General features: G+C 60.9%; 24 protein-coding genes and 6 pseudogenes. 15 read left to right on the forward strand and 15 right to left on the reverse strand.

Annotated elements, in window-relative coordinates; genetic code table 11:
• Positions 1 to 61 precede the first annotated feature (61 nt).
• Genes BKK79_RS37650 through BKK79_RS37660 form a run of 3 tightly spaced genes read right to left on the reverse strand, consistent with a single transcriptional unit; the run spans position 62 to position 1364 of the window.
• Positions 62 to 637: an RNA polymerase sigma factor gene (locus BKK79_RS37650; RefSeq protein ID WP_017514986.1), complete on the reverse strand. Its 576-nt coding sequence runs from the start codon at positions 635 to 637 to the stop codon at positions 62 to 64.
• Entirely contained in the window at positions 634 to 1080 is a 447-nt protein-coding gene (locus tag BKK79_RS37655) for a periplasmic heavy metal sensor (protein WP_024570396.1), read from the reverse strand. The genes BKK79_RS37650 and BKK79_RS37655 overlap by 4 nt, the downstream gene beginning before the upstream one ends.
• Positions 1077 to 1364 (reverse strand): CnrY/NccY family anti-sigma factor, encoded by a 288-nt coding sequence (locus tag BKK79_RS37660; protein ID WP_017514988.1) that lies wholly within the window; start codon positions 1362 to 1364, stop codon positions 1077 to 1079. The genes BKK79_RS37655 and BKK79_RS37660 overlap by 4 nt, the downstream gene beginning before the upstream one ends.
• A gap of 133 nt (positions 1365 to 1497) precedes the next feature.
• Here BKK79_RS37660 and BKK79_RS37665 point away from each other — a divergent pair, with 133 nt between their 5' ends.
• The 6 genes from BKK79_RS37665 to BKK79_RS37685 are packed head-to-tail and all read left to right on the forward strand — an operon-like array spanning position 1498 to position 5787.
• Positions 1498 to 2472: a chromate resistance protein ChrB domain-containing protein gene (locus BKK79_RS37665; RefSeq protein ID WP_017514989.1), complete on the forward strand. Its 975-nt coding sequence runs from the start codon at positions 1498 to 1500 to the stop codon at positions 2470 to 2472.
• Positions 2473 to 2511: 39 nt separating this feature from the next.
• Positions 2512 to 3717 (forward strand): chromate transporter, encoded by a 1206-nt coding sequence (locus BKK79_RS37670; RefSeq protein ID WP_024570397.1) that lies wholly within the window; start codon positions 2512 to 2514, stop codon positions 3715 to 3717.
• A gap of 18 nt (positions 3718 to 3735) precedes the next feature.
• Positions 3736 to 4329, forward strand: a complete 594-nt coding sequence (locus BKK79_RS37675; protein WP_017515809.1) for a superoxide dismutase — start codon at positions 3736 to 3738, stop codon at positions 4327 to 4329.
• A gap of 17 nt (positions 4330 to 4346) precedes the next feature.
• Positions 4347 to 4685, forward strand: a complete 339-nt coding sequence (gene chrE / locus BKK79_RS39835; RefSeq protein WP_017515810.1) for a rhodanese family chromate resistance protein ChrE — start codon at positions 4347 to 4349, stop codon at positions 4683 to 4685.
• On the forward strand, positions 4682 to 5143 hold the full coding sequence (locus tag BKK79_RS37680) for a chromate resistance protein ChrB domain-containing protein (RefSeq protein ID WP_024570398.1): 462 nt from the start codon (positions 4682 to 4684) through the stop codon (positions 5141 to 5143). The genes chrE and BKK79_RS37680 overlap by 4 nt, the downstream gene beginning before the upstream one ends.
• A gap of 17 nt (positions 5144 to 5160) precedes the next feature.
• Positions 5161 to 5787, forward strand: a complete 627-nt coding sequence (locus BKK79_RS37685) for a hypothetical protein (RefSeq protein WP_017515956.1) — start codon at positions 5161 to 5163, stop codon at positions 5785 to 5787.
• A gap of 254 nt (positions 5788 to 6041) precedes the next feature.
• On the opposite strand, the gene BKK79_RS37690 is transcribed toward BKK79_RS37685, so the two are convergent.
• Positions 6042 to 6326 (reverse strand): H-NS family nucleoid-associated regulatory protein, encoded by a 285-nt coding sequence (locus BKK79_RS37690; protein ID WP_017515957.1) that lies wholly within the window; start codon positions 6324 to 6326, stop codon positions 6042 to 6044.
• A 232-nt stretch (positions 6327 to 6558) separates the two neighbouring features.
• Between BKK79_RS37690 and BKK79_RS37695 the strand changes: the two genes are divergently transcribed.
• Positions 6559 to 8232 (forward strand): site-specific integrase, encoded by a 1674-nt coding sequence (locus BKK79_RS37695; protein ID WP_029306638.1) that lies wholly within the window; start codon positions 6559 to 6561, stop codon positions 8230 to 8232.
• A gap of 521 nt (positions 8233 to 8753) precedes the next feature.
• On the opposite strand, the gene BKK79_RS37700 is transcribed toward BKK79_RS37695, so the two are convergent.
• The 7 genes and pseudogenes from BKK79_RS37700 to BKK79_RS37730 form a co-directional block, all read right to left on the reverse strand.
• Positions 8754 to 9620 (reverse strand): LysR family transcriptional regulator, encoded by an 867-nt coding sequence (locus tag BKK79_RS37700; RefSeq protein WP_071040760.1) that lies wholly within the window; start codon positions 9618 to 9620, stop codon positions 8754 to 8756.
• Positions 9617 to 10627, reverse strand: coding sequence for a phosphonate dehydrogenase (locus BKK79_RS37705; RefSeq protein WP_071040761.1), 1011 nt, complete (start codon positions 10625 to 10627; stop codon positions 9617 to 9619). Before BKK79_RS37705 ends, BKK79_RS37700 begins: the two co-directional genes overlap by 4 nt.
• 38 nt (positions 10628 to 10665) lie before the next feature.
• Entirely contained in the window at positions 10666 to 11466 is an 801-nt protein-coding gene (locus BKK79_RS37710; RefSeq protein WP_137884915.1) for a phosphonate ABC transporter ATP-binding protein, read from the reverse strand.
• A 30-nt stretch (positions 11467 to 11496) separates the two neighbouring features.
• Entirely contained in the window at positions 11497 to 12348 is an 852-nt protein-coding gene (gene phnE / locus BKK79_RS37715; protein WP_232346502.1) for a phosphonate ABC transporter, permease protein PhnE, read from the reverse strand.
• Positions 12349 to 12469: 121 nt separating this feature from the next.
• Positions 12470 to 13360: a phosphate/phosphite/phosphonate ABC transporter substrate-binding protein gene (locus BKK79_RS37720; protein WP_071040763.1), complete on the reverse strand. Its 891-nt coding sequence runs from the start codon at positions 13358 to 13360 to the stop codon at positions 12470 to 12472.
• Between the two features lie 14 nt (positions 13361 to 13374).
• Positions 13375 to 14235, reverse strand: coding sequence for a phytanoyl-CoA dioxygenase family protein (locus BKK79_RS37725; RefSeq protein WP_071040764.1), 861 nt, complete (start codon positions 14233 to 14235; stop codon positions 13375 to 13377).
• Between the two features lie 253 nt (positions 14236 to 14488).
• Positions 14489 to 14977 (reverse strand): annotated as a pseudogene (locus BKK79_RS37730) (Tn3 family transposase); the annotation flags it as partial.
• Between BKK79_RS37730 and BKK79_RS37735 the strand changes: the two are divergent.
• Positions 14959 to 15558: pseudogene (locus tag BKK79_RS37735) on the forward strand (Tn3 family transposase); the annotation flags it as partial. The pseudogenes BKK79_RS37730 and BKK79_RS37735 sit on opposite strands and share 19 nt — an antisense overlap.
• A gap of 182 nt (positions 15559 to 15740) precedes the next feature.
• Here the strand turns inward: BKK79_RS37735 and BKK79_RS39845 are convergent.
• Together BKK79_RS39845 and BKK79_RS37740 are read right to left on the reverse strand one after the other, a co-directional pair.
• Positions 15741 to 16016, reverse strand: coding sequence for a type II toxin-antitoxin system RelE/ParE family toxin (locus BKK79_RS39845; protein ID WP_084085819.1), 276 nt, complete (start codon positions 16014 to 16016; stop codon positions 15741 to 15743).
• Positions 16006 to 16671 carry a hypothetical protein gene (locus tag BKK79_RS37740; protein WP_071040767.1) on the reverse strand — a complete coding sequence of 222 codons (666 nt, stop codon included), beginning with the start codon at positions 16669 to 16671 and terminating at the stop codon, positions 16006 to 16008. Before BKK79_RS37740 ends, BKK79_RS39845 begins: the two co-directional genes overlap by 11 nt.
• A 163-nt stretch (positions 16672 to 16834) precedes the next feature.
• Between BKK79_RS37740 and BKK79_RS41850 the strand changes: the two are divergent.
• From BKK79_RS41850 to BKK79_RS37755, 6 genes and pseudogenes are all read left to right on the forward strand, one after another.
• Positions 16835 to 16984: pseudogene (locus BKK79_RS41850) on the forward strand (site-specific integrase); the annotation flags it as partial.
• Between the two features lie 284 nt (positions 16985 to 17268).
• A complete protein-coding gene (locus tag BKK79_RS39855; protein ID WP_232346527.1) occupies positions 17269 to 17442 on the forward strand; it encodes a DUF3330 domain-containing protein in 174 nt (57 codons plus the stop codon).
• Between the two features lie 23 nt (positions 17443 to 17465).
• A pseudogene (locus BKK79_RS37745) lies at positions 17466 to 17687 on the forward strand (DNA-binding protein); the annotation flags it as partial.
• Positions 17688 to 17731: 44 nt separating this feature from the next.
• Positions 17732 to 17933 (forward strand): annotated as a pseudogene (locus BKK79_RS39860) (tyrosine-type recombinase/integrase); the annotation flags it as partial.
• Between the two features lie 273 nt (positions 17934 to 18206).
• Positions 18207 to 21303: pseudogene (locus tag BKK79_RS37750) on the forward strand (transglycosylase domain-containing protein).
• A gap of 327 nt (positions 21304 to 21630) precedes the next feature.
• A complete protein-coding gene (locus BKK79_RS37755; RefSeq protein WP_071040768.1) occupies positions 21631 to 22539 on the forward strand; it encodes a LysR family transcriptional regulator in 909 nt (302 codons plus the stop codon).
• Here BKK79_RS37755 and BKK79_RS37760 read toward each other — a convergent pair.
• Together BKK79_RS37760 and BKK79_RS37765 are read right to left on the reverse strand one after the other, a co-directional pair.
• The gene (locus tag BKK79_RS37760; protein WP_071040769.1) at positions 22536 to 24842 is read right to left on the reverse strand and encodes a xanthine dehydrogenase family protein molybdopterin-binding subunit; all 2307 of its coding nucleotides are present in this window, start codon (positions 24840 to 24842) and stop codon (positions 22536 to 22538) included. The genes BKK79_RS37755 and BKK79_RS37760 overlap by 4 nt on opposite strands.
• Positions 24839 to 25321, reverse strand: coding sequence for a (2Fe-2S)-binding protein (locus BKK79_RS37765; RefSeq protein WP_071040770.1), 483 nt, complete (start codon positions 25319 to 25321; stop codon positions 24839 to 24841). Before BKK79_RS37765 ends, BKK79_RS37760 begins: the two co-directional genes overlap by 4 nt.
• 371 nt (positions 25322 to 25692) lie before the next feature.
• Between BKK79_RS37765 and BKK79_RS37770 the strand changes: the two genes are divergently transcribed.
• Entirely contained in the window at positions 25693 to 26826 is a 1134-nt protein-coding gene (locus BKK79_RS37770; RefSeq protein ID WP_071040771.1) for an MFS transporter, read from the forward strand.
• The last annotated feature ends 35 nt before the right edge of the window (positions 26827 to 26861 follow it).

Below are 26861 nucleotides of genomic sequence, written 5' to 3' on the forward strand. Positions count from 1 at the left end.
GTTGACTACTATTCCTCTCTATACGAATCCAGGTGGTGCTTCCCCTCGTCGGATTGGGTCTTTATTTTTGGGAGCCCGCCTCGAGTACGGCGGCAAGTTTGGCCCGCGCACGCGCAATGCGCCCCTCGATGGCTTTCACGCTCATGCCAAGCACGGCTGCTGCTTCCGGCTGGGACATTCCCACGATTGCCGTCAATACAATCGCTTCGCGCGAGCCCTTGTCCAGCTTGTCCAGGGTCTTGACTACGCGTGCCAGGTCCCGGCGCGCTGCCACGTGCTGTTCCGGGCCCGGCTCATCGTGTGCGACCCCGCCGGCCAGTTCCATGTCGCCAAGGTCCTCAGCGCCGAAAAGGAATTGTCTGACGCGCCGGAAGCGATACAGGTCCCGCATCTTGTTGAGTCCAATGCGGAAAAGCCACGCGCGAAACGGCCTGTCTCGATCAAAATCATCCAGCGCGTGCCATGCGGCGACAAAGGTGTCCTGTACGACGTCGTCAACGTCGGTCTCGGGAATACCAAAGCTGCGCGCAGCCTGAGCCAGCGCGATGCCATGCCGTTCCACAAGCTGACCGAACGCGCGCTGGTTGCCTTCGGCCGCCTGGCGGGCGAGCAATTTGTCCGCGTCGTCGGGATTCACTGCGATCCACGGCGAAGCGCATCGACAAGGACGCGGTCGTAGGCAGGCCGATGCTCGGGCTTGAGACCGGCACGCATCTCGAACACATGGACCAGCGTGGCGCGCTGCAGGTCGCCGGCGGCGCGCTCGACCTCCTGGGTTGCGGCCTCGACCTCGGGCGACCAGTTTGGATTTCTGGCGATGGCGTTCGCCAGCTTTCCGTTCGCCGCCCGCAACCGCATCTCGATCTCCCGACGGCGCTGGGCAAATGCCTCTTCTTTCAGTTCGAGAATTTCGCGCTCGTTGGCGTCGAGCGGCACGGCTTCGTGCAGCATTTCATGCAAGTCGGTGTGCCGTTCATGCGAGGAACGCGTGACATAGACACCTGCAATCGCCACGGAAATGCCGACTAGCGCGCCAACCAGCGTGGAAATGGACAGGCGTCGGGTTCGCGGCGTCATCATTCGCCGATCAGCAGGCCGAACGGCGATGCGGCAGACGGCGTTGCCACCCAGGTCGGTCCAGTCCTGACCACCAGGCTCGTGGCCACTCGGTCCATTGCCGCGTACGCCACCAGCGCCGCCACAGCGGCACAGAGGACGGCTCGCCACACATCGTGGCGCGCGACAAGGACTTCTTGCGTCGGTTCTGCCGCGATCCGCCTCTGAATTTCCGCGATGTCCGTTTCGGAAGACGCCTTTCGTATGATCCTTGAGGCGCTATTTAGCCATTCGTCGATGTCAGCCATTGCTGATCTCCAAGCTGTTGACCTAGCTAATACGGCGCTAAGCGGCAGACACCCTCGCATCCGTATCGAATATTTGAATTGTAGAGATCTCTACAACATTGAAGAGGCGACTACGGCCAGCTACGCTTGGCGCATGAATCCTCTCCCATCCAGCCCCCAAGCCACCTGGCTGCTGCTGATCGTCAGCCTGCCGACATCGGCTGCGACCCCGCGTATGCGACTGTGGCGCGGCATCAAGTCGCTCGGCGGCGCGTCGTTGCGGGACGGCGCTTACCTTCTGCCCGACCAGCCGGGATTGCGCGGCCAGCTCGAAAAGCTCGCTGCCGACGCGACCAGCGAAGACGGCAAGGTTTGGATCCTCTCGGTCCACACGAACGATGCGCGAGAGGATGCCGAGTATCGCGCATTGTTCGACCGGTCGGCCGAATACGCGGCCTGGGCGGCCGAACTCTCCGGTGCGCGCGCAACGTTGGGCGACACGGACGAAGCGGAATTGCTGCGCCTCGTGCGCCGCCACGGCCGGGGATTCGACGCGATTCGCCATATCGACTTCTTCCCCAACGACGCTTCGGCCCGGGCCGAAGCGCAATGGCGCGACTTCAACGCGGCCGTTGACATTCTCCTGTCGCCGGGCGAACCACATGGGGTAGCCGGCAGCATCCCACGACGTGATCCCACCCAGTATCAGGGGCGGCACTGGGCGACACGCCGGCACCTCTGGGTGGACCGCGTCGCCTGTGCCTGGCTGATCCGGCGCTTCATCGATCCCCACGCCACCTTCCTCTGGCTCGCCGACATGCACGAATGCCCGGACGACGCGTTGGGATTCGACTTCGATGGCGCGACGTTCACGCATATCGGCGACCGCGTTTCCTTTGAAGTGTTGCTCGCCAGCTTTGGGCTCGACGAGGACAAGGGGCTGGCGCGCCTTGGCCAGATGATTCATGTACTCGACATCGGCGGCATGCCCGTCGCGGAAGCGAGCGGCTTTGAAGCCGTGCTGACCGGTGCCCGTGAGCGGCTGTCCGACGATGATGCCCTGCTGGACGAGATGAGCCATGTCCTCGATTCGCTCCATCTGCACTTCTCCAGTAGCCGCAAGCGCTAATCCAAATTCGCCAATCAATTTCACACCTCAAGACTAACGATGAACTCGCCCCAACCAGCCGATACCGCATCGGACCAGTCAACCCATAAGCGCCCCGGCTACACGCTACGGCAACTGGTGCTTTACTTCCTGCGACTCGGCACCTTCGGCTTTGGTGGCCCGGTGGCCCTGGCCGGCTACATGCACCGTGATCTGGTGGACGCGCGCCAGTGGATCACCGACGCCGACTACAAGGAAGGCATCGCGCTGGCACAACTGGCGCCAGGGCCCATGGCGGCCCAACTGGCGATCTACCTTGGCTATGTGCATTACCGCATCCTGGGCGCGACGCTCGTCGGCATCGCCTTTGTGTTGCCCTCTTTCCTGATGGTGTTGGCACTCGGCTGGGCATACACGCGCTTCGGTGGACTGACGTGGATGCAGTCCGTGTTCTACGGGGTGGGTGCCGCCGTCATCGGCATCATTGCGATCAGTGCCTACAAGCTGACCAAGAAGAGTGTTGGTAAGGACAAACTGCTGTGGTGCATCTACCTGGTGCTCGCAGCAGTGACGGTCATCACCGAATCGGAGGTGGCTTGGCTATTTCTGGCGGCTGGCGTTCTGGTCTGGTTCTGGCGTGCACCGCCCAAATGGTTCCGCCAAGGCAAGCTCAATGCGATGGCGGCAGCACCGTTGCCGGCGGCAAGTGGTCTGCTAAGTACCGTGGACTGGCCACTGCTCTCGCAGATCGGTGTGTTCTTCGCCAAGGCCGGTGCGTTCGTCTTCGGCTCGGGGCTCGCCATCGTGCCGTTCCTGTATGGCGGCGTGGTGACCGAACACCACTGGTTGAACGACAAGCAGTTTGTGGACGCCGTGGCCGTGGCCATGATTACGCCTGGCCCGGTAGTCATCACCGTCGGCTTCATCGGCTATCTGGTCGCAGGACTGCCGGGGGCCTGCATGGCAGCGGCGGCAACGTTCCTGCCCTGCTACCTGTTCACGATCCTACCGGCACCGTACTTCAAGAAATACGGGAAGCTGCCCGCCATCCTGGCGTTCGTGGATGGTGTCACGGCAGCCGCCATCGGCGCGATCACGGGCGCGGTCATCGTGCTGGCCAAGCGCTCGATCATCGATATCCCCACGGTGTTGCTGGCACTGGTCACCGTTGCACTGCTGCTGAAGTTCAAGAAACTGTCCGAGCCCATGATTGTTGCAGGTGCCGCCGCGATCGGCCTGCTCGCCTATCCGCTGCTGCACCACTGAATCGCCACAGGAGACACGATGACTTACCAGATGAAGCCGCTCTCATGCGATCCGGCGGGGTTGCCAGGCCTGTCCGAGAAACTAATCTTCAGCCACTACGAGAACAACTACGGTGGCGCAGTCAAGCGACTGAATGCCATTACGGCGGAGCTTGTCGCATTGGATGTCGCGACCGCACCTGTGTTCGTACTCAATGGGCTGAAACGTGAGGAACTCATCGCCACGAATTCGATGATCTTGCACGAGGTGTACTTCGACAGCCTTGGCGATGGCGGGCCGCTGGAAGGCAACCTGAAAGCCGCTATCGAGCGCGATTTTGGCTCGGTCTCGCGCTGGCAGGCCGAATTCACGGCAATGGGCAAGGCGCTTGGCGGTGGCTCGGGCTGGGTGTTGCTCACCTATTCGCCGCGCGACGGGCGGCTCGTCAACCAGTGGGCGTCGGATCACGCCCATACGCTCGCAGGCGCCACACCCATCCTGGCGCTCGACATGTATGAGCACTCCTACCACATGGATTACGGCGCCAAGGCGGCCGCGTATGTCGATGCGTTCCTGCCGAACATCAGTTGGCAACGCGTGGCAACCCGCTTTGCTGCCACAGCTCAGCAATAACCGACGCAGGATTGCCCATGCCGAATGCTACCACCTCCCGTGAACTCGCCGCGGCTTTGCAAGCCCTCGACTCACCGCAATTGATCGACGTCAGACGCAAGGCAGCGTTCGATGCGAGTGACCAAATTATCACGGGGGCCATCTGGCGCAACCCCGATGACCTTGGCCACTGGATTTCCACTCTCGACGCAAACCGCCCGGTCATCGTCTATTGCGTTCGCGGCCACCAAGTTGGCCAAGACTGCGCAGCGCTGCTGGAAGCCGCTGGCTTTGATGCGTCGTATCTGGTCGGCGGTCTCGAAGAATGGGCCGCCGGTAGTCATCCCACGGTTAGCAAACCACGGACTGCGCCATGAAATGGATCACGCGTGAACGCCCCAAGATCGATCGCATCGCCTGCCCGTGGCTGATCGCACGCTTCATCGACGAGACGCCGGACTTCCTGTACGTGCCGGCCGCAGACGTCGTGCGCATCGCCAACGAATCCGGTGCCATTCCTTATGACATCCCTGGTGTTGAGCTGACGCATGTGGGCGAGCTTTGCAGCTTCGATGCGTTTCTTGATAGGTACAAGCTCGGCGGTGATCCGGCCCTGCAGCAACTGGCCGGCATTGTGCGCGGCGCGGATACATCACGGTTGGACCTGACACCGCAGTCGAGCGGACTCTATGCGATTTCACTGGGGCTGTCTCACGTCTTCACCGACGACCATGAAATGCTTGAACGCGGCATGGTGATGTACGACGCGCTGTATGCATGGTGTCAGAGTTGCCAGGCGGAAACGCATCAGTGGCCACCAAAAATGCCTGCGTGAACGCACCGGGGGGCCGGATGAAGCGGATCTTACTCACTCCACTACTTTTACTGATGACCCTGCCCACATTGGGGGAGACCGTCATGTTCAGTCAAGACAAGCAAGGGGCGTTGCCCGCAGGGTGGCTGGCTGGCGTCACCGGACGTGGCCAGCCGAAATGGACCATTGAGGCCGACCCGACCGCGCCAAATGGGGCCAATGTGCTCAAGCAGTCTGGCTCCGGCGATTTTCCGTGGTGCGTGAAGCAGGACGCCTCTATTACTGACGGGTATGTCGAGGTGAAGTTCAAGCCGATCGCTGGTCGGGATGATCAGGCCGGTGGGGTGGTTTGGCGCTGGAAGGACGGTAACCAGTACTACGTCGCGAGAGCAAACGCATTGGAGAACAACGTCTCTCTGTATTACACGATCGGCGGACGCAGGCACACGATCAAGTATCAGGAAACACCAGTCGCCGCCCGGGTCTGGCACACATTGCGCGTGGAATTCGCCGGGAGTCATATCCAGGTTTCCCTGGACGGCAAACGACAGATTGACGTAACGGACGAGCACATCAGTGGCGCCGGCGCAGTTGGCGTCTGGACGAAGGCGGACAGCGTGACTGTGTTCGATGCCTTCTCGTTCAGCGCCGCCGTATCGAAGTAGCGCAAAAAATGGGAACAAGCATGATCACCCGGGTACTGGCATGGAAGGAAACTCGCGGTACGCGATTGCAATTGGGACGCTTTTTACCGGCTGCGACAGCTTCTGAATTTCGATCCTGTGTCGCGATATGCGTCGGTGTCGCCATTGGTTGCTTCACCACAACGGCATTGGACGGCCGCTTCCACTCAACAAGTGGTCGTTGACATGCTGTGTGATCAGCGGCGGTAACGGGTCGGGTACGGCCCTCCGCCAAGCTATACCTTTTGCTCTGCGCGGAAATGCTCGATCGACTGCCCCGCATTGACCGCGCGCTGCAACCAATCCGGCAGGTCGCCCACGCCATTCCAGGCGTGGCCAGCGGCGTCCCGAAATTTGATGACGCCTGAGGCAGAGCCTCCGGCTACGCCGGGCGCCGCGAAACAGCCTGCCGCCAGGAGTTGCTCATAGCTCAGCCCGAGCCGGGCCATCTGTGACTTGATCCACAGGACTGCGTCGGCGCGCTCGCGCAAGGATTGGGCCCCAGGATAGGCGATTGGCATGGCGGGGGAAGATAACGGCGGGCAGTCTGCTCGGCCCCGCCCACGGTTCGTGACGGGCGTTGTAGCCCACAGCCGATTCTAGCCCATGCCCGCCGACCCTCCCCCCAATGCCGCCTCGCGCGCCCCAGGGACAGGTGTGCCCATGCCTCGGCAACGTTTCGAATCATGGGTACAGAGATAAGAGTTATTATCTCTGTACCAATATCTTGGTACGTAACTTGCTCCACACAAAATGCCCCGACGCCTAACTGTTCCCGATGGCCTGCCCGACCCCGCCGCTCTTGCCACGCTGCGCGCCTGGTACGAGGGCGCTTCCTCGCGTGAGTCGGCCGACCGCTACCTGCGTGATCGGATTGGCGATGGCCAATCGGCAAGAGGCATCATCGGAGCGATCCGGCGCCAACTCGTTCAGTATGCCCGGCAGCGCCAGCGCCCCGACCTGGCGGAAGTCTTCGTGTGCTCTGCCACCGAGCGCGTGGGCTACGCCCGGGCAGCTGCGGCGGCCATCGAGCAACTGCGTGTAACCCCCGCGCCTTCGCCACAGATCAGCGATGCCGTGGCACAGTGGCTGCCAGCGCGCGCCGTACGCGCGCTGCAGGCCGCTGGCATCAACACTCTGGCCGACCTAACCGTTCGAATCCCCCGCCGGCGACAGTGGTGGACCGCCGTGCCGGGGCTCGGAGTCACCAGCGCCCGCCAGATCGAGGCATTCTTTGCCGCACACCCGGTGCTAACCGAACGTGCCCGCGCTTTGATCGTCGCCGACCGACGGTCCATCGTGACGCCGTGGGAACACCTGCGGCTGCCCCACGAGGTCGACGGCTCCGCCGGCGCCTTCCGCGCTCCGCTGTCGACCTGCATTCTGGGTGTGGACAATGATTACGAGGCCATCCAGGCTTGGCTGGCCCTGCACGAATCGCCGGCCACGCAGCGCGCCTACCGCAAGGAAGCCGAACGGCTGATCCTGTGGGCCATCGTAGCGCGAGGGAAGGCCCTTTCATCCTTGACGACCAAGGATGCGACCGACTATCGGGCATTTTTGCGCAGACCCACGCCGCGCGAGCGCTGGGTCGGACCACCACGGCCACGCACGTCGCCGGACTGGCGCCCGTTTGTCGATAACCTCTCGGCGCGCTCGGTCGCACATGCGCTGGCCGTACTCAGCGCCTTGTTCCGCTGGCTGGTGGAACAACGCTATGTGCTTGCCAACCCATTTGCGGGTATCAAGGTGCGCGGCAGCCAGCGTGCCATGGCCGTGGAAACCACGCACGCGTTCACCGAAGGCGAATGGCTGCTGGTACGGACCATCGCCAACGGCCTCGAGTGGTCGTACGGCTGGCAAGCTGCGGCCGCACAACGGCTTCGCTTCCTGCTGGATTTCGGATACGCGACCGGGCTGCGGATCAGCGAACTGGCCAATGCCGCGTTGCGTCACCTCGACGCCGACGCCTTGGGCGATCACTGGCTGCACCTGGTCGGCAAAGGTGGCAAGCCCGCTAGGGTCGCATTGACGCCCTTGGCGCGGGCAGCGCTGGAACGCTACCTGCTGGAGCGCGAGCTCCCTGTCAGCCGCGCTCGCTGGAACCCCACTACGCCCTTAATCGGTAGCCTGGATGGTGGTGAAACCGGCATCACGCCCCTGCGCCTGTGGGAAGTCATGCGCCGATTCTTCAGGCTCGCAGCGGACATCATCGAAGGCGATCATCCAGCGTTGGCAGAGAAGCTCCGCCGGGCGACACCACACTGGATGCGGCACACCCACGCGACCCACGCGCTGGCCAAGGGTGTCGAACTGAGCGCTGTGCGCGACAACCTGCGCCACGCCTCAATTTCGACCACGTCCATCTACTTACATACCGATGATGTCAAGCGGGCCCGGCAGTTCGGCGAGGCATTCGCTGCCTGAAACCATTTTTTAAGCACGTGCCGTGAGTACGGGGCGCGAGGAGATAGCAGCGCTGGCCTGAAATGCGCCAGATTTTGCACCGGAAGGAACAGCAACCGGGAAATGCGCTGCCGCACAAGGCATTGATCTATAAGAGAAATTCAAACCAAACCGCCAGATTTAGCACCAAAAGTACGATCACCCCTAATTTAGCAACAGACAGTCCCAAACGCTCTCCCTATGATGTCCGGGTAGCCAACGTCGTGCTTCCATCTGGAGAGAGAAGGTTATGAGCGTGCAACATACCGAACGTCGAGCCCCTGCATCTACGACTAGCGAGGGCGAAAGCCTCAGTGGGATCATCCGTCGCGCCTTACTCATCAAGTGCAGAACAGGCGTAGTAAGCGCAATCGAATACTTGAAAACTTGTTCGATAAATGCCGCGCTCATTGAGCGCGTTATGACCGACAACGGCATACGAGCAGAAGACAAGATCGCTCTTGAGACGTGCACGTTGCCTCTGTCGTTTTGACTGTGTACGCCTAGAACGTTTCTGTCTCCAATGTCTTGAGGAAAGACGAAAGCGGTGCGCGTTGTTCAGTGCCTTCGCGGTAGACGATGTAGAGTTCCTTTCTTGGAGGCTCTCCTGCGAAGGGAACGATCGAGAACAACTTAAGGCCGGCTTCGTTTGTAACCGACGCTTTCATTACGACCGAAATCCCCAACCCAGCCTGTACCGCTTGCTTGACTGCAGCCGTGCTACCAAGTTGTAGGGACACTCCGATTCGGTCCGCTGTCCCGCCGAGATAGCGTCGCAGCGTGCGTCCGGTACCAGATCCCGCCTCACCGCCGATCAACACTTGGTCTTCCAGCTGCTCTGGCCTTACGAAGTCCAGGCTTGCCCACGGATGGTCATTTGGAACGATCAGTACAAGCTCTTCGGTACGCCAAAGCTTGGCAGTAAAGCCTGGGCGCGAGTCCCAGGTTTCGACGACCGCGACATCGATATCGAAGGACTCCAGCGAACGAGCCACGGCATCGTTGTTGGCAATCGAAATGTTCAGCGGGAATCGGCAACTCTCCCTGTACTTTTTGATATACGGTTGAAGCAGATAGATCCCTGTGTTCGAGCTTGCACCAACGCCAAGCTCTTCCCTTTCAAAGAGGGTACTGGCCTTGTTTGCAAGGCGAACAAGGTCTTCGGCAACAGGGAAGAAGATGCGGCCTTCGGGCGTGAGCGAGCAACCGGCATTGCTGCGCTCGATCAACTTGGCATGCAAGTCCTCTTCGAGCTGCTTGACGTGCTGGGTTATGGCGGACTGAGATATGCCTATCCGCTTGGTGGCTTCTCGGAAGCCGCCAGCCTCTACCACGGCGAGGAAGCTCTGTACGCGCTCGATGCTGATCAATCCGTGCTCCTGGCGCCGAGGACGTCGTTGACCGCACCTTGCGGGCGGAAGCCTTCCAGCGCCTGCAAAATGTTGGTTGCAGCTTCGCGTTCGATTTTCATTCTGACGCTTTTTACGGCCGATCCAAGGTGTGGAGTGAACAGTGTAGGTAGCGTTGGGTCAAGTAGAGCAGCAGGAATCGATTGCGGCCGGTCTTGGCGTGTCCATTCTTCCATTTCGTAAACGTCGGCAGCGTATCCCGCCAAGTGGCCAGTGCGTAAGGCTTCAACCACAGCCAGTTCGTCGGCCACTGAGCCCCTGCACGTATTGATGAGGTAGGAACCCGACTTCATCTGCGCTAGCGTATTTTTATTGATTGTATGAAATGTCTCTGCCGTCATCGGCAGCATCGGTACTACATAGTCGCTGCTCGACAAAAGCTCGTCCAGGTCGACCTTGCGTGCATTGTAAGCGGACTCCAAATCTGCGGGCAGAGCGGTCTTGTCGGTGTACAGGACGTTGATGTCGAACGACGCAAGGCGCTTGGCGATAGCGCGGCCGACGGCGCCCATACCAATGATGCCGAGTGTTTTGTCGGTGAGGCCGCTACCGTAAAAGTCCGGCACCCAGCCCTTGTATTGTCCGGAGCGGATGTAGCGATCGCCAGGCAGGACATGGCGGGTTATTCCAAGCAGCAGACCAATCGTTAGCTCTGCAGTTGGAATGGTCAACAAGTCGGGGACGATCGTGAACCATATACCGCGCCGCGTGCATGCCTGAACGTCGAAGTTGTCGTAGCCTTTGAGTGCCGCTCCGACTACGCGAAGCTCAGGACAGGCTGCGAGAAACGCGTCGTCGATACTGTCCGGCATGAACACCATAATCCCTTGAGCATCCTTTGCCCTATCAAGGATCTCGGCGCGTGGGAGCGTGTCTTTCGTTAGGTTCGGGACGACCTCGGCAACCGATTCTAGTAGTTCAATGGTTTCCGGATGGGCCCAGTGGGTCAGTACGATCTTTGGTTTCAAGATTGGTTCCTTTTATAAATTTTCTAAGGCAGTAGGAACTAGGCGATATGTCGCCTTGCGGCCAGGTCGTCTATGTGCGTTGTTTCCGTGGTTTGGTATATCGCCCGGATCTTGTTGGCGATACCTCGATCGTTGGGATCATTGACGACATTGAGACTGATTCGTCCTTCCTTCAGCCCCACGATCCGATCGGCGACCTCGATGGCCAAGTCCACCTGATGAAGGCTGCAGAGGACGGCAACGTCGTCTTCCGCCGCTGCAGTTTTGAGGGCCTGTAAAGCCGCTAGCCCGGTTACCGGATCAAGGCTTGAAATCGGCTCATCGGCAATGATAATTTTGGGCTTCTGAGCCAATGCGCGAGCGATTGCGACGCGCTGTTGCTGGCCACCGGACAAGAGCTGTACAGGTACGTTGGCGAACTCCAACATGCCTACCTTCTCCAGGCATTCCAACGCAAGAAGTTTGTCCTCATGGCTAAAAGACCGGATGGCCACGCGCCAGGCCGGCGCGTCGGTCAAACGGGCTCCTAGCACGTTCTCGAACGCCGAAAAGCGCTTCACAAGATGCAGCTGCTGGAACACGTATCCGATCTTTTTGCGGATAAAGCGCAGCCGGTTGCCAGATGAATGATTGATGGGTTCACCCAGGGCGATGATAGAGCCGTCATCGATTGGTTCAAGGCCCGTAAGGCAGCGAAACAGTGTTGACTTGCCGGCGCCGCTTGTCCCGAGCAGGGCAACCATCGAGCCGCTTCGTACTTCGAAGTCGACGCTTCGGAGCACAGGCGACTTCCCGTACGTTTTGCTGACGTTTGCAATTTTTAGAGCGATGTCTTTCACGACACATACCTTTCAAACCCAGCTTGTAGGCTAGATTCCGTTAGCAGAAAGAGGAGTGTCAGAGCGCTTCACATGAAGGGCCATACTCCGTAATTTGTCGCTGATGTAATCGATGACGGCCACCATGATCAGGATCACGGCGAGTACAGTGATCATCTTGTTGAAGTTCAACAGATCCACAGTGTCTTTCAGCGTTTGGCCAATGCCGCCGGCACCGACAACACCCAGCACCGTTGAGGTACGCACGCTGAATTCCCATATGTAGAGCACGGCGGCGATAAGGTGGGGCATGACATCCGGGATCAGGCCGTAACGGATGATCTTGAGCTTGCCCGCACCGGTCAAAGCCAATGCGTCCAAGGGGCCTTGGTCAACCGGTTCGATCGCCTCAGCGAATAGTTTGCCGAGCGCACCAATCATGTGTGCGGCGATGGCCAGGACACCCGAGAACGGTCCAAAACCGACAGCCGCAACAAAAATTAGCGCGAAAACGAAGGTTTCGGTTCCTCGACTGGCATTGAGCATCATGCGCGCGAACCAGTAAACTACCGGACTTGGGGATGTGTTTCGGGCAGCTAAAAAGGCCAATGGCAGTGCGATCACGGCTGCAAAAATTGTGCCGATCGTCGCCATAGCGAGGGTTTCGCCTGCGGTCCGCAAAACAGTCGGCATGTCGCTCAGGTCGGGTGGGAACATTTGCAAGACGAATGACCAAAGACGGGGCGCACCTGCCACAAGGCGGTGCGGCTCAACGTGGCTCGCGTTCCACGCCAACCATATGCCGACCATAAGAACTACCGCCAGCGGTAGAGAGCGCTTGCGCTTCTGCAGGTCGCGCAGCTCGTGTGCGTCCAGCACGCTTTCCACTCGTTGATTCATCATTTCCTTTTTGCGCGCGAGAGTGTCATTGGATGGGCTCGTTGCGCGTGGCCCGAGAGGCATAACAACTGCCCCGCCAGGGCGGGGAAGTCTGCTCGCTTCAGTGTTAGTACGACGCATTGAGTCAGAGCTTGCCGACCGAACGGCCGGCGTCCTCGATGGTCTTATAGTCGCTGTCCTGCGACTTGACGAAGCCGTTGTAGCCCTTACCCATCATCGATTGCGCCTGGTCCTCGGACATCGACGTCAAGATGTCAACGATTCGCTTCTTCAGGGCTGGGTCAAAGTTCTTCGGCACGCAGATCGCGTCGTTCGGCAGCGGCTGCGATTCCCAAACGATCTTGGATTTGGCCGGGTTGATTTCGCCGGCCTCGATCATGCCGTTGCGGCCACGGTCCATGTCGGACGCCAGGTCGATGAGACCCTGTTGAATCTGCGCCTCGTTCTGGCCGAAGGTCGCGCCTTCACGGAACTGGAAATATGTCGTCGGATCGATGCCCACGCTCTTGAAGTACGACATCGGGATCAGCCAACCGGACGTATTGCCCTGGTCACTTAGCGAGAGCTTCATGCCCTTGGCGTCTTGGGGAAAGTTCTTGACCGGTAGGTCAGCGCGGGCAACGATCAGAGCCTTGTAGAAGGGCTTGCCCTTGTATTTCGCGGTAGCGATTACTTCGGTACCAGCCTTCTTGTGGGACAGCACATAGCCCCAGGGGCCGAGCCAGCCGACATCGACGTGCCCATTGGACATGGCCACCGAAATCGCTGCCCAACTTTCGGGAGAGACGATCTCATACGTGGCATTCAGCTGTCCGGCCAAGTACTTGAACATCGGCTCAAATTCCTTGATCGTCTCGGTGGCCGTAGGCCGCAGCGGAGCGATCGCAAAGCGCAGATGCAGCTTGCCGTTGATGACCTCGGCTGCATTAGCTGAGAGGGTTGCGCCCATCAGCGAGACGAGAAAAGCCGACGCGACGAGAGCGCGGCGCTTGTTGAACATGGCTAGCGGATTCATGTGCAGTCCTTTGGTTAGTAGTACTTCTGGGTAAGGGCGCGCTGGCTTTCGAAAATGCGATCGCCGTACTTCGAGAGCGGGTAAGGAACCGTGAGCGGAAGCCTTTCCATGCGGGGAAACACGGTCGACTGTCCGCTAACCATGAGGTTTTCGTAGTCCTGATAATTGCCGCATCCCAGGAGTGGCCAAGCGTCTGCAGCTGCGTATCCAATTAGGAGGAAGCGGCGCCGGATCACCGAGTGATTTGGACCTGAGCCGTGGAGCGTGCGGACATGGTGGAGGGTGACTGAACCGACCGGGCCGGTAAGAAGTTCAGCGTGCGTCGGATCGAGTCCGTCGTCCCAATTCGACCGTGAGATCGCGTGGCAGAATTCGCCGCTTTCGACGTTGCGATGATCGTAGATCTTGCCCTTGTGGGATCCCGGCAGACATGCCATGGCGCCGTTTTGTTCACTTGCCTCGTCCAGGAAGATGCCCAGGGTCAGGAAATTATCGTTGGTGTGGGGGTAGAACGCCCAGTCTTGGTGCCATTGGACCGGGGCGCCAGACGGCGGCTTGACGTTGATTTTGCTGTTGTGCAGGCGGATGTCGTCGCCCATAAATTCACGGAGGAGATCGACTACCTTCTTCGAGCGTACCAGGTCATTGATCGACTCGAAGTGCAAATGTGGATTCTCGACACGGCGCAAGAGCTGCGTAGTCTTACCGTCCTTCTTCTCGAACTGGAAAACGTCGTCGTCACCGTCGCGCGAAGCGGACATCTCTTCGATCTGCCTGACGTCTTTCAAAATCTGGTTCATCTCGTCCTGCGAGAAGAAACTGTCGATTTTGGTGTATCCCTTTTCGAGATACTCGTTTCGTTGTGCACTGAACATGGTGTCGCCTTGTAAAGATCGCTTGAGGGAGCAACGCCACGATGGTCGCCCCGTTGGTGATCGCATTTTCATATCATTCTCGATGTTTGATATGAAAAACTAATCATGCAAGGGATATTAGTTGCCTTTTATGACGCGGCGATGACAGATCATTTGCGATTGAGGAGGGTTGGCCGAGATTCAGGAAATTTCCTCCAAAAAATAGGCTAAGTGCCTGACCGTCAACGACTTTTGAGCATCAAAACTTCTCGCGTTACGCCGCCTCTTCCTTCTTCTTGAACGGGAAGCGGATGCGCGTGTTCATCGGCTCGACCGCTCGTTCGAGGTCCATCAGGTAGTCGCCGAAGCGGTTGATGTGGACCGTGCGGTACGGCGCGAGGCCCGCCAGCACCTCGGCAGTGATCTCGAACTCGCCCCGGTCGTGCATGTCTTTGGGTACCTTTGACATGCGGTGCACCGTGTTCAGGATGATCATGTTGGCCACCAGGTGGTTGTACTTGACCACCTTGCGCTGCTCGTGGCGCACGTTCTCGGCCATGATCCCCTCGCCGCCAAAGAAGGCCCAGCTGGCGAACTCGTGGAACTCCTCGGCCTTGTTGGTCTCCGCGTGGATGGTGCGGCGCAGTTCAGGGTCGTTGATGTAGCGCAGTAGGAACATCGTGCGAATCACGCGGCCCAACTCCCGGAACGCGAAGTACAGCTTGTTCTTGCGGCTGGCGCTGCCAGAACGTCCAACCGCTGTTCACAGGCCCGGCCATCGACTGGGACCTGATCGCCCGGCATTACGAGGACATGTTGCGGGTGGCGGTGTCGATCAAGGCCGGCATGGTCACGCCGTCGACGCTGCTGCGGCGCTTGGGAAGTGCGAGTCGCAAGAACAAGCTGTATTTCGCGTTCCGCGAGCTGGGACGCGTGATGCGCACGATGTTCCTGCTGCGCTACATCAACGACCCGGAGCTGCGTCGCACGATCCATGCCGAGACCAACAAGGCCGAGGAGTTCCACCAGTTCGCCGGCTGGGCGTTCTTCGGCGGGGAGGGGATCATGGCCGAGAACGTCCGTCACGAGCAGCGCAAGGTGGTCAAGTACAACCACCTGGTGGCCAACATGATCATCCTGAACAACGTGCACCGGATGTCAAAGGTGCTCAAGGACATGCAGGACAAGGGCTCCTTCGAGATCACGCAGGAGGTGCTCGCCGGACTGTCGCCGTACCGCACGATCCACATCAACCGCTTTGGCGACTACCTGATGGATCTGGAGCGAGCCGTCGAGCCCATGAACACGCGGATTCGCTTCGGGTTCAAGAAGACAGCCGCATAGCGAGCGAACTTTGAGGTCAAAAAGTCCCTGTCTCACAAGCACTTAGGTCGTTTTTTGGAGGAAATTTCCTGAATCTCGGCCAACCCTCCATTACACCTTCCAGAGCGACGGCAAGATGATCGACCTGGACGCGCTCGTGGCGGGGCTGGAGTTGGGATGACGGAAATTTCGGCGGTTCCGGCTTACAACCCCTGATAATCAACCAACTCCACGTCCGTCCCGACAAAGCGGAACGTGACGCGCCAATTGCCATTCACCCAGATTGACCAGTGACCGTTCAAATCGCCCCTGAGCTGGTGAAGCTTATAGCCTGGGTGATTAAGGTCGCTAGCCGAACTGGCGGCATCTAGCGCGGCGAGGAGTCGCTTTAACCGAGCGGCGTGAGAGGCGAGAATGCCTCGGGCGGACCCGGTTCGATAGAGGGTTTCTAACCCCTTGTGGCGGAAGCTAACTATCATGCAGTAGTGTAGCGTGTATCGCTACACGCATCAAGTCTCTTCGAGTGCCGCATTGTCGACTCCCGATCACAGCGAGTTCAGACGCTGCAGGTCGCCAAGGGACATCTTGCCGTTGCAGAACAGCGACTCGTGAGAGCTGCTTGTAGAGATCACGCCCAGTGTTCTCGATGCCCAAGCTGCGGGTGATTTCCTGCGCGAGACCGAACGACGCGGCGTTGATGTAGTGCTCGTACAGGCGGCCAAAGTTCATCCGGTTCACTGTCGCCATGCCGTCCATGATCGCTTCGGCCCGCACGCCGTTTGCATCTACCGGCATGCGTTCGTCCGGCCAGATTTCAACGATGACGCCTTTGCCGCCGTGAAAGTCGGTGCGCTTGGCACCGTCCCGCGGGAAGTGGTGGTGCTCGATCACGAACTCCAGGCGCCATTCGTCGATCGGCGTCTGACGATAGAGCAGCCGGATAGGCTTATTCGCATTGCCCGTGTGGTGGCCGACGACCTGCAGAGCCTCCCGCACCAGTGCCGTGAAACGAGGAGTGACCTGCAGGTCCTCTCCGCGCTTACGGCGCAGACTGTTGTAGGTATCGAGAATCTCCTGGTAGAACCGCCGGCGACCCCGGTCGTACTTGAGGATCTGCGCTTGGAGTCTGACCAAGATAAGGCCGATTTCCTATCATAAGCCTTTCAGTTATATAGATTCTAATCTATAGATCTGATTGTCATAAAAGGCTGAGCCCTCTGTCGAGCGACTCTTCCGCTACACTGGCCGGCGCATTGGAGATCTCAGTCCGGCATGGCCACCGTAGAACGTACTGCCTACCCATGCAACGCACGCGCTGGCCAAGGGCGTCGAGCTGAGCGCCGTGCGCGATAACCTGCGCCATGCGTCGATCTCGACCACGTCGATCTATCTCCACAGCGACGACGTCAAGCGGGCAAGGCAGTTTGGGCAGGCGTTCACGGCCTGAACTGCTTATTCCATCTCAGAATAAGAGGGCGCGTTTTCATAACCACAAGGCTTATGATAGGAAATTGGCCTTATCTTGGTCAGACCCGAAAGAGGATGCTTGATATGGAATACAGTTCACTGATCGATAGCGACTCTGTCTTTGCACAGCCTGGATTCGCCGGCTTGCCATTTGGCCGTCGACGTCAATGCGCCGTTGCCGTGAAATATCTCCGCCGCGGCGCCGGGAGTAGCGCCATGAGCAAGCCTGACCCACCCATAGAACTCGTCCCCTGCGAGATCTGCATGAAGGAGGTACCGAAGTCCGAGGCGATCGTCCCTGAGGCATGCGACTACGTCGCCTACTTCTGCGGGCTGGAATGCTATGCACAGTGGCGCCATCAGCTCCCAGAGAAAGTCGCGCAGCCCGAGAGTGCGTCATCGCCCGTTGAGCCGGCAGCGTCAAAAACTCCAGGGTGACTTCTGGACACGCCGCATGATCGATGCCGACCGGCGGCCTGGATCTGACCGACGCTGCGCTGCAGGCCGAGCTGCGCGGGCGGTTCCCCGACACCCGCGCGCTGTACCGCGAGGTCTGCTGCCCCCTGTCCTGCCGCGACGGTGTCACGCCTACCGCCAATAGGCTCTACGGTCTGGTGCGCAAAGGCAGCATGAGCACGCCCGCGGAGGTCTTGCAGCAGTTCTGGCAGCAGCTGCGCGGTAAGGGGCATTCGTACTTTGCGTGCGCGGTACAGTTGTGAAATATTTTCTGAATCAAGCCTCCGCGCACTCGCTGCGCCACACCGCCGGCTCGCACATGACCGACCAGGAGGTCGACCTGCGTCTTGTGTGCGACAACTTTGGTCATGCCTCGATCGCCACCACCTGCGCGTACCTGCCCAGCGAAGAAGATGCGCGGCATGAGGCCACCCAGGGAGCGGCACCGCATCGGTTGGACCAGCAAGACCTAGGATGAGCCAGTATCGGCAAACCGCACAGGGCAAAGCCATCTATGGTCACGGCACCATCGTGGCAAGCTACCTGCCTTGCTACCTTCCCTCCAGCTACCACCACGCTATCTAGCAACCGTGTTTGCACTTGCACGCTTATCTCATAACAGCGACCCCTGCCTGCTACTATATAAAAAGAGCGGCGCGCGCCGGCCCCCGGCGCGCTTCGCTCGCGCTTGGAGCCGGCGGCATGACCACCCCGGCAGCGGGGCTCGGCATGATGGGGTTGCCGACGTGTCACGACGTGGATGGATTTTCGCTGGATTGGCGGCCGCCCTTTGTGGGGGCGGGTATGTCGTTTACAGCCTCGTTGCCAGTGAAGTACGCAATTCGCAATGGCAGGCGTACTACTTCGGCCGCTTCACCAGAGCGCTGACGTTCGAGGTCCAGCCAGGCGCCAGCGACAGCATTCGCTTCCCGCATTCCGCCCCTTACGACGCACGCCTCGGCTACGGACGCCTGCCCGCCTTCGCGCAACGGCTCGAGCGGCACGGCTACGTGCCGGCCGAACAGGCGCGCATGTCGCCCGAGTTGGTCCAGCTGATGGACCATGGCATTTTTCCCCCGTACCGCGAGAAGAACCAGGCCGGCCTCGCCCTGCGCGACTGCAATGGCCTGACACTGGTGCTGGAGCGCTACCCGCAGCGGCAATACGAGGACTTTGCCGCAGTGCCGCCGTTGCTGGTCAGCTCGCTGCTGTTCGTGGAGAACCAGGGGCTGCTCAACCCCGAGTACCCGAACCTGAACCCGGCGCTCGATTGGAAGCGCTTGTCGCGCGCGGTGATGGACCATGCCGTCCGGCTGGTCGACAAGGCCTATGAATCCCCAGGCGGCAGCACGCTGGCTACCCAGATCGAAAAATACCGGCATTCGCCTGAGGGCCGAACGCAATCTATCTCCGAGAAATTCCGACAGATGGCGTCGGCCTCGCTTCGCGCCTATCTGGACGGGCCGGATACGCGGCGCGCGCGCGAACGCATCGTGGTCGACTACCTCAACACGGTGCCGCTGTCCGCGCGCGTGGGTTTCGGCGAGGTCAACGGCATCGGCGATGCACTGTGGGTATGGTACGGCGAAGACTTCGACGAGGCCAACCGGCTGATGAAGGAGATGGACCTGCGCGCGCCCACCGGCCGCGAGGCCCAGGCCTTCAAGCGCGCGCTGTCGCTGATCATCTCGCAGCGCCGCCCCTCGTACCACCTGCGCCGCGACGACACCAACCTGGAGACGCTCACCGGCAGTTACCTGCGCCTGCTGGCAGCCAACGGCGTCATCACGCCCGAGCTGCGCGACGCCGCGCTGACGCAGTCGCTGGACAAGGCTGCGCCACCAGAGAAGCCCGCGCAGGAGCCCTTCGTCACCCGCAAGGCGGTCAACCGCGTGCGCGCCGACGTTGGCGGGCTCACCGGGGTCGACAGTCGCTACGACATGGACCGCCTGGACCTGACCGCGGACAGCACCATCAACCGCGAAGCCCAGCGCATTGCCACCGACGTGCTGATGCGCATCCATGACAAGACCGACGCGCACACCATGGAGCTGTATGGCCACAACCTGCTGCGCGAGCAGGACGATCCTTCGCACCTGATCGTCAGCTTCACGCTGTACGAGCGCGTGGGCAATGCAAGTGTCGTGCGGGTGCAGGCGGACAACATCGAACAGCCTTTCGACATCAACAGCGGTGGTCGGCTCAACCTGGGGTCCACCGCCAAGCTGCGCACGCTGGTGACCTACCTGGAGATCATCACCGAACTGCACGCGCGCTATGCCGGCATGAGCCGCGCCGAACTGGCCGATCTGCAGCTGGCGAAGCAGGATGTGCTCAGCCGTTGGGCCATCGACTACCTCGTCAAGACCGGCACGCCGGCCGAGCGCGAGCTGACGCCCATGCTGGAAGCGGCGATGGAGCGCAAGTATTCCGGCAGCACAGGTGAAGGCTTCTTCACCGGGGGCGGGATGCAGAGCTTCTCCAATTTCGAGCGCTGGGAGGGCGAGCGCAACATGACCGTGCGCGAGGGCTTCCAGCACTCGGTCAACCTGGTCTTCATCCGCATCATGCGCGACATCGTGCGCTACGAGATCTTCCATGCCCGGCCGGACGTCAGAAATATCTTCGAGGACCGGGGCTCGCCCGAGCGCCGCGCCTACCTGGAGCGCTTTGCGGACCAGGAAAGCAGCGCCTACATGATCGGCTTCTACCAGCGCTACCGCGGAAGGGATTCGGAACAGAGGCTGGCCACTCTGCTGGGCCGCGTGAAAATGAGTTCGCCTCACCTGAGCGCGGTGCGCATGTCGGTGACGCTGCTCAGCGCCCGCCCGGAACTGGATGAGGAAAGCTTTATCCGGATCATGCGCTCGCGCCTGTCGGACAAGCAACTCGCGGGTGAAGACCTGTCAGCGCTCTATCGCAAGTATGGCCACGACAAGTTCAACCTCAACGACCGCGGCTACCTTTCGCGCATCCACCCGTTGGAACTGTGGATGGTGCAATACCTGGGCAAGCACCCGGATGCCACCTTGTCGCAGATCCTACACGACAGCTCCGCCGCAGTACGTGTACCGTTGGCTGTTCCGCTCGCACAGCAAGTTCGGGCAGGACAACCGCATCCGCACGCTGCTGGAACAGGACGCATTCCAGCACATTGCCAAGCGCTGGCAGCGGCTGGGCTATCCCTTCGATTCGTTGACGCCGTCTTACGCGACCGCCATCGGCGCCTCTGGCGACCGGCCTGCGGCGCTGGCGGAGTTGGCCAGCATCATCCTGAATGGCGGCGTCACCACGCAATCGGCCAGCGTGCGCAGCCTCGATCTTGCCGCCAACACGCCGTATTCGACGCGCTACGTGCTGCAGCCTGGTCCGGGCAAGCGCCTCCTGCCGCCAGAGCTGACCACGGTGGTGCGGCGCTCGATGCTTGATGTGGTAGAGCGCGGCACCGCCACGTCCATCCTGGGTGCCTTCGTGGTACCGGGCAAGGGCGCGGCGCCGCTTCCGGTGGCCGGCAAGACCGGCACAGGTGACCAGCGCTTGCAGGTGTACGGGCCGGGCGGACGGTTGATCGCCTCGCGTTCGGTCGCACGTTCAGCCACCTTCGTGTTCACGCTGGGCGAGCGTTACTTCGGCACCGTGACGGTTCATGCGCGCGAGCCTTATGCGGCGCGCTACAGTTTTACCAGCGCGCTCGCGGTCAGGGTGTTGCGCTACCTTGCGCCGCAGGTGACGGCCATGGCCACGCCGGGCAGCGAACAGGCGTTGCTACGCTGCCGCGACAGCCAGCCCGAGGCCAGCCTTCCGCGTGCAACCAGGGGGGATCGTCCCTTTGCCGGCGATTGATACGGTGACCGTCCGGCAAGCCGCTCGTAGCAAGGCGGATCAGTCACTCGACCTCGCGCCGGCAGGCAGTGACAGCGACCGGGGGCGCTCGCGCGCAGCCATCCCGATACGGTCGAAATGGCCTCTGATCGCATATAGGCCGCGGTCTTTATGACTTCCTGGCTTATGTGTCAATTCCGGCTTCATCCCGGCGCAATCCCATGAAAACGCTTGCGCTTCGCGCGGTCTAGATTGAACAATAGCCAAAACATTCATGAAATGCCCTCATAGCGCCATTTAGGCTAGGAGCTCTTCGCTCCCCGGTCTCAGGTCCCGAAAAAATCGCCCATGCCCCGTCATAACCTCAACGACTTACTCGCATTGATCACGGTCGCTAAGGAACGCAGCTTCACACGCGCCGCGGCTCGGCTAGACGTCACACAATCTGCGTTAAGCCACACAATCCGCAATCTGGAAGACAGGCTGGGCGTGCGGCTGCTGACACGGACCACGCGCAGCGTATCCACGACCGACGCGGGGGAATGGCTGATTCGCTCCCTGGGCCCGAAGCTCGAAGAGATCGAGGCCGACCTGTCCGCAGTGGCGGAACTCGGCGAACGGCCAGCCGGCACGATCCGCATCACGGCGGTCGACCATCCGATCGACGCCATCATCTGGCCGCGCCTGGCCAAGGTGCTGCCGCAATACCCCGAGTTGAACGTCGAACTGACCGTCGACTATGGGCTCACCAATATCGTCGGCGAACGCTATGACATTGGCGTGCGCTTCGGCGACCAGATCGAGAAGGACATGATCGCGGTCCGCATCAGCCCCGATGTGAAGATGGCCATCATTGGCGCGCCCGCATACTTCAAGGACCGCGACAAGCCTGCCACGCCGCGCGACCTGTTGGACCAGCGCTGCATCAACCTGCGACTTGCGACAAGCGGCGGCCTTTATGCCTGGGAACTGGCAAAGGGCGCGAAGAAGCTCCAGGCACGCGTCGAGGGCCAACTCGTTTGCAACAGCGTCAACCAGATGCTGAACGCCGCCCTGGACGGATTTGGACTGACATTCCTGCCCTATCCGCTGGTCCAGCCGTATGTGGAGGCCGGCCGCCTGGTCCGTGTCATGGACGACTGGTGCCCGACCTTCCCTGGCTATCACGCGTTCTATCCAAGCCGCCGTCAGTCTTCGCGCGCCTTGAAGATTGTCATCGACGCGATCCGATACCGCCCGGAGAGCGCACGCCGCTAGGCCTGCGCCAGCTGGTCGCGGATCGGCAGCGAGCGGATCCGCTTGCCCGTGGCCGCAAAAATTGCATTGCACAACGCAGGTGCCACTGGCGGCACGGGTGGCTCGCCAACGCCGCCTGGCGGCACGTCGAAATCACCGCCGACCAGCCACGTGTGGATGGCGCGCGGGGCCATATGGGAGCGCAGGAACTCGAAGTCGTGAAAATTGCTCTGCTGCACGCGGCCATGCTGGAACGAGATCTCGCCAAGCATGGCAAGGCTTACGCCCATCATGCAACCGCCCTCCACTTGCGATCGAATGCGCTCCGGGTTGACCTGTGGACCACAGTCGATCGCCATATCGACACGCGGGATCGAGATCTGGCCTTTGGCATCGACTGCAACTTCGACGACGGTCGCCACATACGTGACGAAGCTGTATGCCATGGCGATACCCAGGCCATGGCCTTTCGGCAGCTTGCGGCCCCAGCCAGCCCGCCGCGCGGCTTCCTCGATCACCCGCCGCATGCGCCCGGTGTCGAGTGGGTACAGGTCCGGCGATTCACTGTAGTTCCAACTGTCAGACAGCGTCGCGGGATCGATCTTCCGCGGCGGGCCGATCAACTCCAGCAGGTAGTCTTTGGGGTCCCTTCCGGCCTGGTGCGCGAGTTCGGCGACAAAGCTCTGCACGGCAAAGGCGTGTGGAATGTTTGAGACCGAGCGGAACCAGCCGATACGCGTGTGCGCCGGCACATCGGCCGACTCCAGCCGGATCGACGGGATCTGGAACGGGATGTTGATGGCGGTCATTCCCGCCTCAAACGCGGCCTTGCCTTGCGCGCCGACCTTGAACGTGGAGGCGATGGTTGGGGCGGCGGAGCGGTGAAGCCATGCTGCAGGCTTGCCGCTTGCATCCAGCACCGACTCCATGCGCTCGACCGATACCGTGTGGTAGTAGTCGTGACGGATATCGTCGTCACGCGTCCATTGCAGCTTGACCGGGGTACCACCCATCGCCTTGGAAACAAGCGCCGCTTCGGAGATGAAGTCTGCCATCGACTTGCGGCCAAACCCGCCGCCCAGCAACGTCAGGTGCAACGTCACGTCCTTTGCCTCAAGCCCGACATGCTTGGCCACGCTTTCCAGCGCGCCCTGTGGCGCCTGCGACGGCGCCCAGATCTCGCATTTGCCATCGACGAAACGCGCCGTGGCCACCGGTGTTTCCATCGACGCGTGGGCAAGATGGGGGATGTAGTACTCGGCCGAAATGTTGCGCTGGCCCTTGGCAGACGATAGCGCTGCCACGGCATCGCCATCGTTGCGCAACGCCTTGCCGGGCTGGCGCGCCGCCGTCTCGAGAGTACGGCGGAACGCGACCGATTCGTAGCCTGCGTTCGCGCCATCCGCCCATTCGAGCTTGAGGGCCGCGCGCCCCTGCATTGCCGCCCAGGTATTCGTCGCCACCACGGCAACGCCACCGACAGGGTTGAACAGTGGCGGACCGTCGTAGCCCTTCAATTCGACGACGCGCAATACGCCTGGCACTTTCATGGCGTCAGTGCTATCGACCTTGCGCAGCTTGCCACCGTACACGGGCGGCCGCGCCATAACAGCGTAAACCATCCCGGGGAGCCGTACGTCGATGCCGTAGGTGGCCTTGCCCTGAGCAATATCGCGGCTGTCGGTCGGTAGGATCTTGCCCTTGCCGATATAGCGGAATGTGTCGGACTGCTTGAGCCGGAGCTGGCTGTGCTGCGGCAGCGGCTGCCGCATGGCGGCTTCCGCCAATTCACCATAGCTGAGCCGGCGGCCCGTTGACAGATGTATGACTTCGTGGTTACGCGCCTGCACCTCGGCCGCCGGCACTTTCCATTGCGCGGCGGCGGCGGCTTCGAGCATCTGGCGCGCCGACGCGCCCACGCGGCGCATCGGCGCCAGGAAATGCCGCATGCTGCGAGAACCGTCCACGTTCTGGCTGCCATAGCGAGCCTCGTTCGCATCGGCCTGCACGATCTTCACGCGGCTCCAGTCGGCTTCCATCTCGTCGGCCACCACCATCGGCAAGCTGGTCCGCACGCCGGTGCCCATCTCGGCGCGATGCGCAACAATCGTCACGGTGCCATCGCGCGCGAGCGACACGAAGACCAGCGGGTTATCCACCACGCCGCCCGGCATCGACGCGGCGCCGTACTTCTTCTCCCCTACAGCGGCATCGGCCTTTGCGATCAGGCCGCCGAACTGGACGGACAATGCAAACGCCACGCCGGCCTGCAAAAGACGGCGGCGAGCCGGTTGCGCCGACGGCTGAATATCGGTGCGCGTCATGCCCTGGCCCCCGTCTTGTTGCCCTGAAGCCGTGACGATGCCAGCCGCACAGCGGCATTGATGCGGGTATAGGTACCGCATCGGCAAAGATTGCCGCTCATCGCGGCGACGATCTGCGCGTCGGTCGGCTTCGGATTGCTTTTCAGTAGCGCCGTGGCCGTCATGATCTGCCCCGCCTGGCAGTAGCCGCACTGCGCGACGCCGAGTTCCACCCAAGCATCCTGCACGGCCTTGCCGACGCGATCCGCATCCATCGCTTCGATCGTGCGAACGGTCTTCCCGCCCACCGCGGAAATCGGCGTCACACATGAGCGCACCGCCTGTCCGTCGACGTGGACGGTACAGGCGCCGCACAGCGCCATGCCACAGCCGAATTTCGTGCCCGTGAAGCCCAATGCATCACGGAGCGTCCACAGCAATGGGGTATCGGGGAGCAGGTCGACATGATGAACCTGACCATTGATCTTGAGCGATGTCATCGGCAATTAGGTGGCTGGAGTTCGCGCGATAGTAGCGGAAAAGCACGCCCCGATTAATGTGCTGTTCCTGCATGCGCTTATGAGAAATCTTCATGAATGCGCACCTCCGGCACGTCGATGGAGCCGGAGTCTGTCATAGGGGGTTCATGAGCAAATTTCATAAAGACTGTGAGTATTCATGATCTAGTCAGGTGCGCCATTCGTTAGCAAGATGTCGCATTATGAAAAAATCAGTTCTTCATCAAACCAACGCCACCCCCCGCCATACCGGCCTGGACGCAGTTGCTGCTCGCTCTATCGGTCGCCGCGGTTCCCGCGCATCCGCAGAGCAGACCTTTTCTCGTCCGGCGTACTGGGGTGGGGTCTTCGCAATGACGCTCTGCGTCTTTGCATTGATCGCCTCCGAATTCATGCCGGTCAGCCTGCTGACCCCAATGGCCGCCGACCTGCACGTCACGGAAGGGATGGCAGGCCAGGGCATCGCGATCTCTGGGGTCTTTGCCGTCGTCACGAGCCTTTTCATTTCTTCCCTTGCCGGCAGCATGAATCGGAAGACCCTGCTGCTCGGCTTCACAGGCGTGATGGCATTGTCCGGCGCCATCATCGCGATGGCACCGACGTACCTCGTGTACATGACCGGCCGCGCGTTGATCGGTGTAGTCGTGGGCGGGTTCTGGTCGATGTCGGCTGCCACAGCCATGCGGCTGGTGCCACCTCCCCAGGTGGCACATGCGCTGGCCGTGTTCAATGGCGGTAATGCACTGGCCACCGTCGTTGCCGCGCCGCTGGGCAGTTATCTCGGGGCGGTCGTTGGCTGGCGCGGGGCCTTCTACTGTCTCGTACCCGTTGCGTTGCTCACGCTCGCCTGGCAATGGGTCAGCCTGCCTGCCATGCCGGTGGAATCTCGTCACGCCAGCCAAGGCAACCCGTTCGCACACCTGCGGAGGCCGGTTGTGGCGTTGGGCATGCTCGCGGCTGGCGTGTTTTTCATGGGCCAGTTCACGCTGTTTACCTATATCAGGCCATTCCTCGAAACGGTGACGCGGGTCGATGCTGCGACGCTCTCGCTGATCCTGCTTGCAATAGGCGTGGCGGGCTTCGTCGGTACCTCTCTGATCGGCACCGTGCTCAGACGCGGGTTCTACGCCACGCTGATTGCCATCCCTTTATTGATGGCGGTCATTGTGCTCGCGCTAATCGCTTTTGGCCATCAAGCGAGTGCCGTCATCGCGCTGCTGGCGCTCTGGGGGCTGGTCGCGACAGCTGCACCCGTCGGATGGTGGGGCTGGATCACCCGGACGTTCCCCCACCACGCCGAGGTCGGTGGAGGGCTCATGGTTGCCGTCGTCCAGTTCTCGATTGCGATCGGCTCCACAGTCGGCGGCTTGCTGTTTGACACGCTCGGTTATCAAAGCACGCTTGAAGTGAGCGCGGCAATGTTACTCATTGCCGCCGGACTGACCCATCTGACTTCCCGCTCTGAAGCGCGCTCACCTCACCAGTAAATTTCCGCAAGCTTCATGCGGCATCTCACATTAAG

Source organism: Cupriavidus sp. USMAA2-4 (genome assembly GCF_001854305.1).
Lineage (GTDB): Bacteria > Pseudomonadota > Gammaproteobacteria > Burkholderiales > Burkholderiaceae > Cupriavidus > Cupriavidus malaysiensis.

Coding starts and splice junctions, on each gene's coding strand:
- BKK79_RS37655 (WP_024570396.1), bottom strand. CDS start 1,080: ATGATGACGCCGCGAACCCGACGCCTGTCCATTTCCACGCTGGTTGGC.
- BKK79_RS37660 (WP_017514988.1), bottom strand. CDS start 1,364: ATGGCTGACATCGACGAATGGCTAAATAGCGCCTCAAGGATCATACGA.
- BKK79_RS37665 (WP_017514989.1), top strand. CDS start 1,498: ATGAATCCTCTCCCATCCAGCCCCCAAGCCACCTGGCTGCTGCTGATC.
- BKK79_RS37670 (WP_024570397.1), top strand. CDS start 2,512: ATGAACTCGCCCCAACCAGCCGATACCGCATCGGACCAGTCAACCCAT.
- BKK79_RS37675 (WP_017515809.1), top strand. CDS start 3,736: ATGACTTACCAGATGAAGCCGCTCTCATGCGATCCGGCGGGGTTGCCA.
- chrE (WP_017515810.1), top strand. CDS start 4,347: ATGCCGAATGCTACCACCTCCCGTGAACTCGCCGCGGCTTTGCAAGCC.
- BKK79_RS37680 (WP_024570398.1), top strand. CDS start 4,682: ATGAAATGGATCACGCGTGAACGCCCCAAGATCGATCGCATCGCCTGC.
- BKK79_RS37685 (WP_017515956.1), top strand. CDS start 5,161: ATGAAGCGGATCTTACTCACTCCACTACTTTTACTGATGACCCTGCCC.
- BKK79_RS37690 (WP_017515957.1), bottom strand. CDS start 6,326: ATGCCAATCGCCTATCCTGGGGCCCAATCCTTGCGCGAGCGCGCCGAC.
- BKK79_RS37695 (WP_029306638.1), top strand. CDS start 6,559: ATGCCCCGACGCCTAACTGTTCCCGATGGCCTGCCCGACCCCGCCGCT.
- phnE (WP_232346502.1), bottom strand. CDS start 12,348: ATGATGAATCAACGAGTGGAAAGCGTGCTGGACGCACACGAGCTGCGC.
- BKK79_RS37720 (WP_071040763.1), bottom strand. CDS start 13,360: ATGAATCCGCTAGCCATGTTCAACAAGCGCCGCGCTCTCGTCGCGTCG.
- BKK79_RS37725 (WP_071040764.1), bottom strand. CDS start 14,235: ATGTTCAGTGCACAACGAAACGAGTATCTCGAAAAGGGATACACCAAA.
- BKK79_RS39845 (WP_084085819.1), bottom strand. CDS start 16,016: ATGATAGTTAGCTTCCGCCACAAGGGGTTAGAAACCCTCTATCGAACC.
- BKK79_RS39855 (WP_232346527.1), top strand. CDS start 17,269: ATGAAGGAGGTACCGAAGTCCGAGGCGATCGTCCCTGAGGCATGCGAC.
- BKK79_RS37755 (WP_071040768.1), top strand. CDS start 21,631: ATGCCCCGTCATAACCTCAACGACTTACTCGCATTGATCACGGTCGCT.
- BKK79_RS37760 (WP_071040769.1), bottom strand. CDS start 24,842: ATGACGCGCACCGATATTCAGCCGTCGGCGCAACCGGCTCGCCGCCGT.
- BKK79_RS37765 (WP_071040770.1), bottom strand. CDS start 25,321: ATGACATCGCTCAAGATCAATGGTCAGGTTCATCATGTCGACCTGCTC.
- BKK79_RS37770 (WP_071040771.1), top strand. CDS start 25,693: ATGACGCTCTGCGTCTTTGCATTGATCGCCTCCGAATTCATGCCGGTC.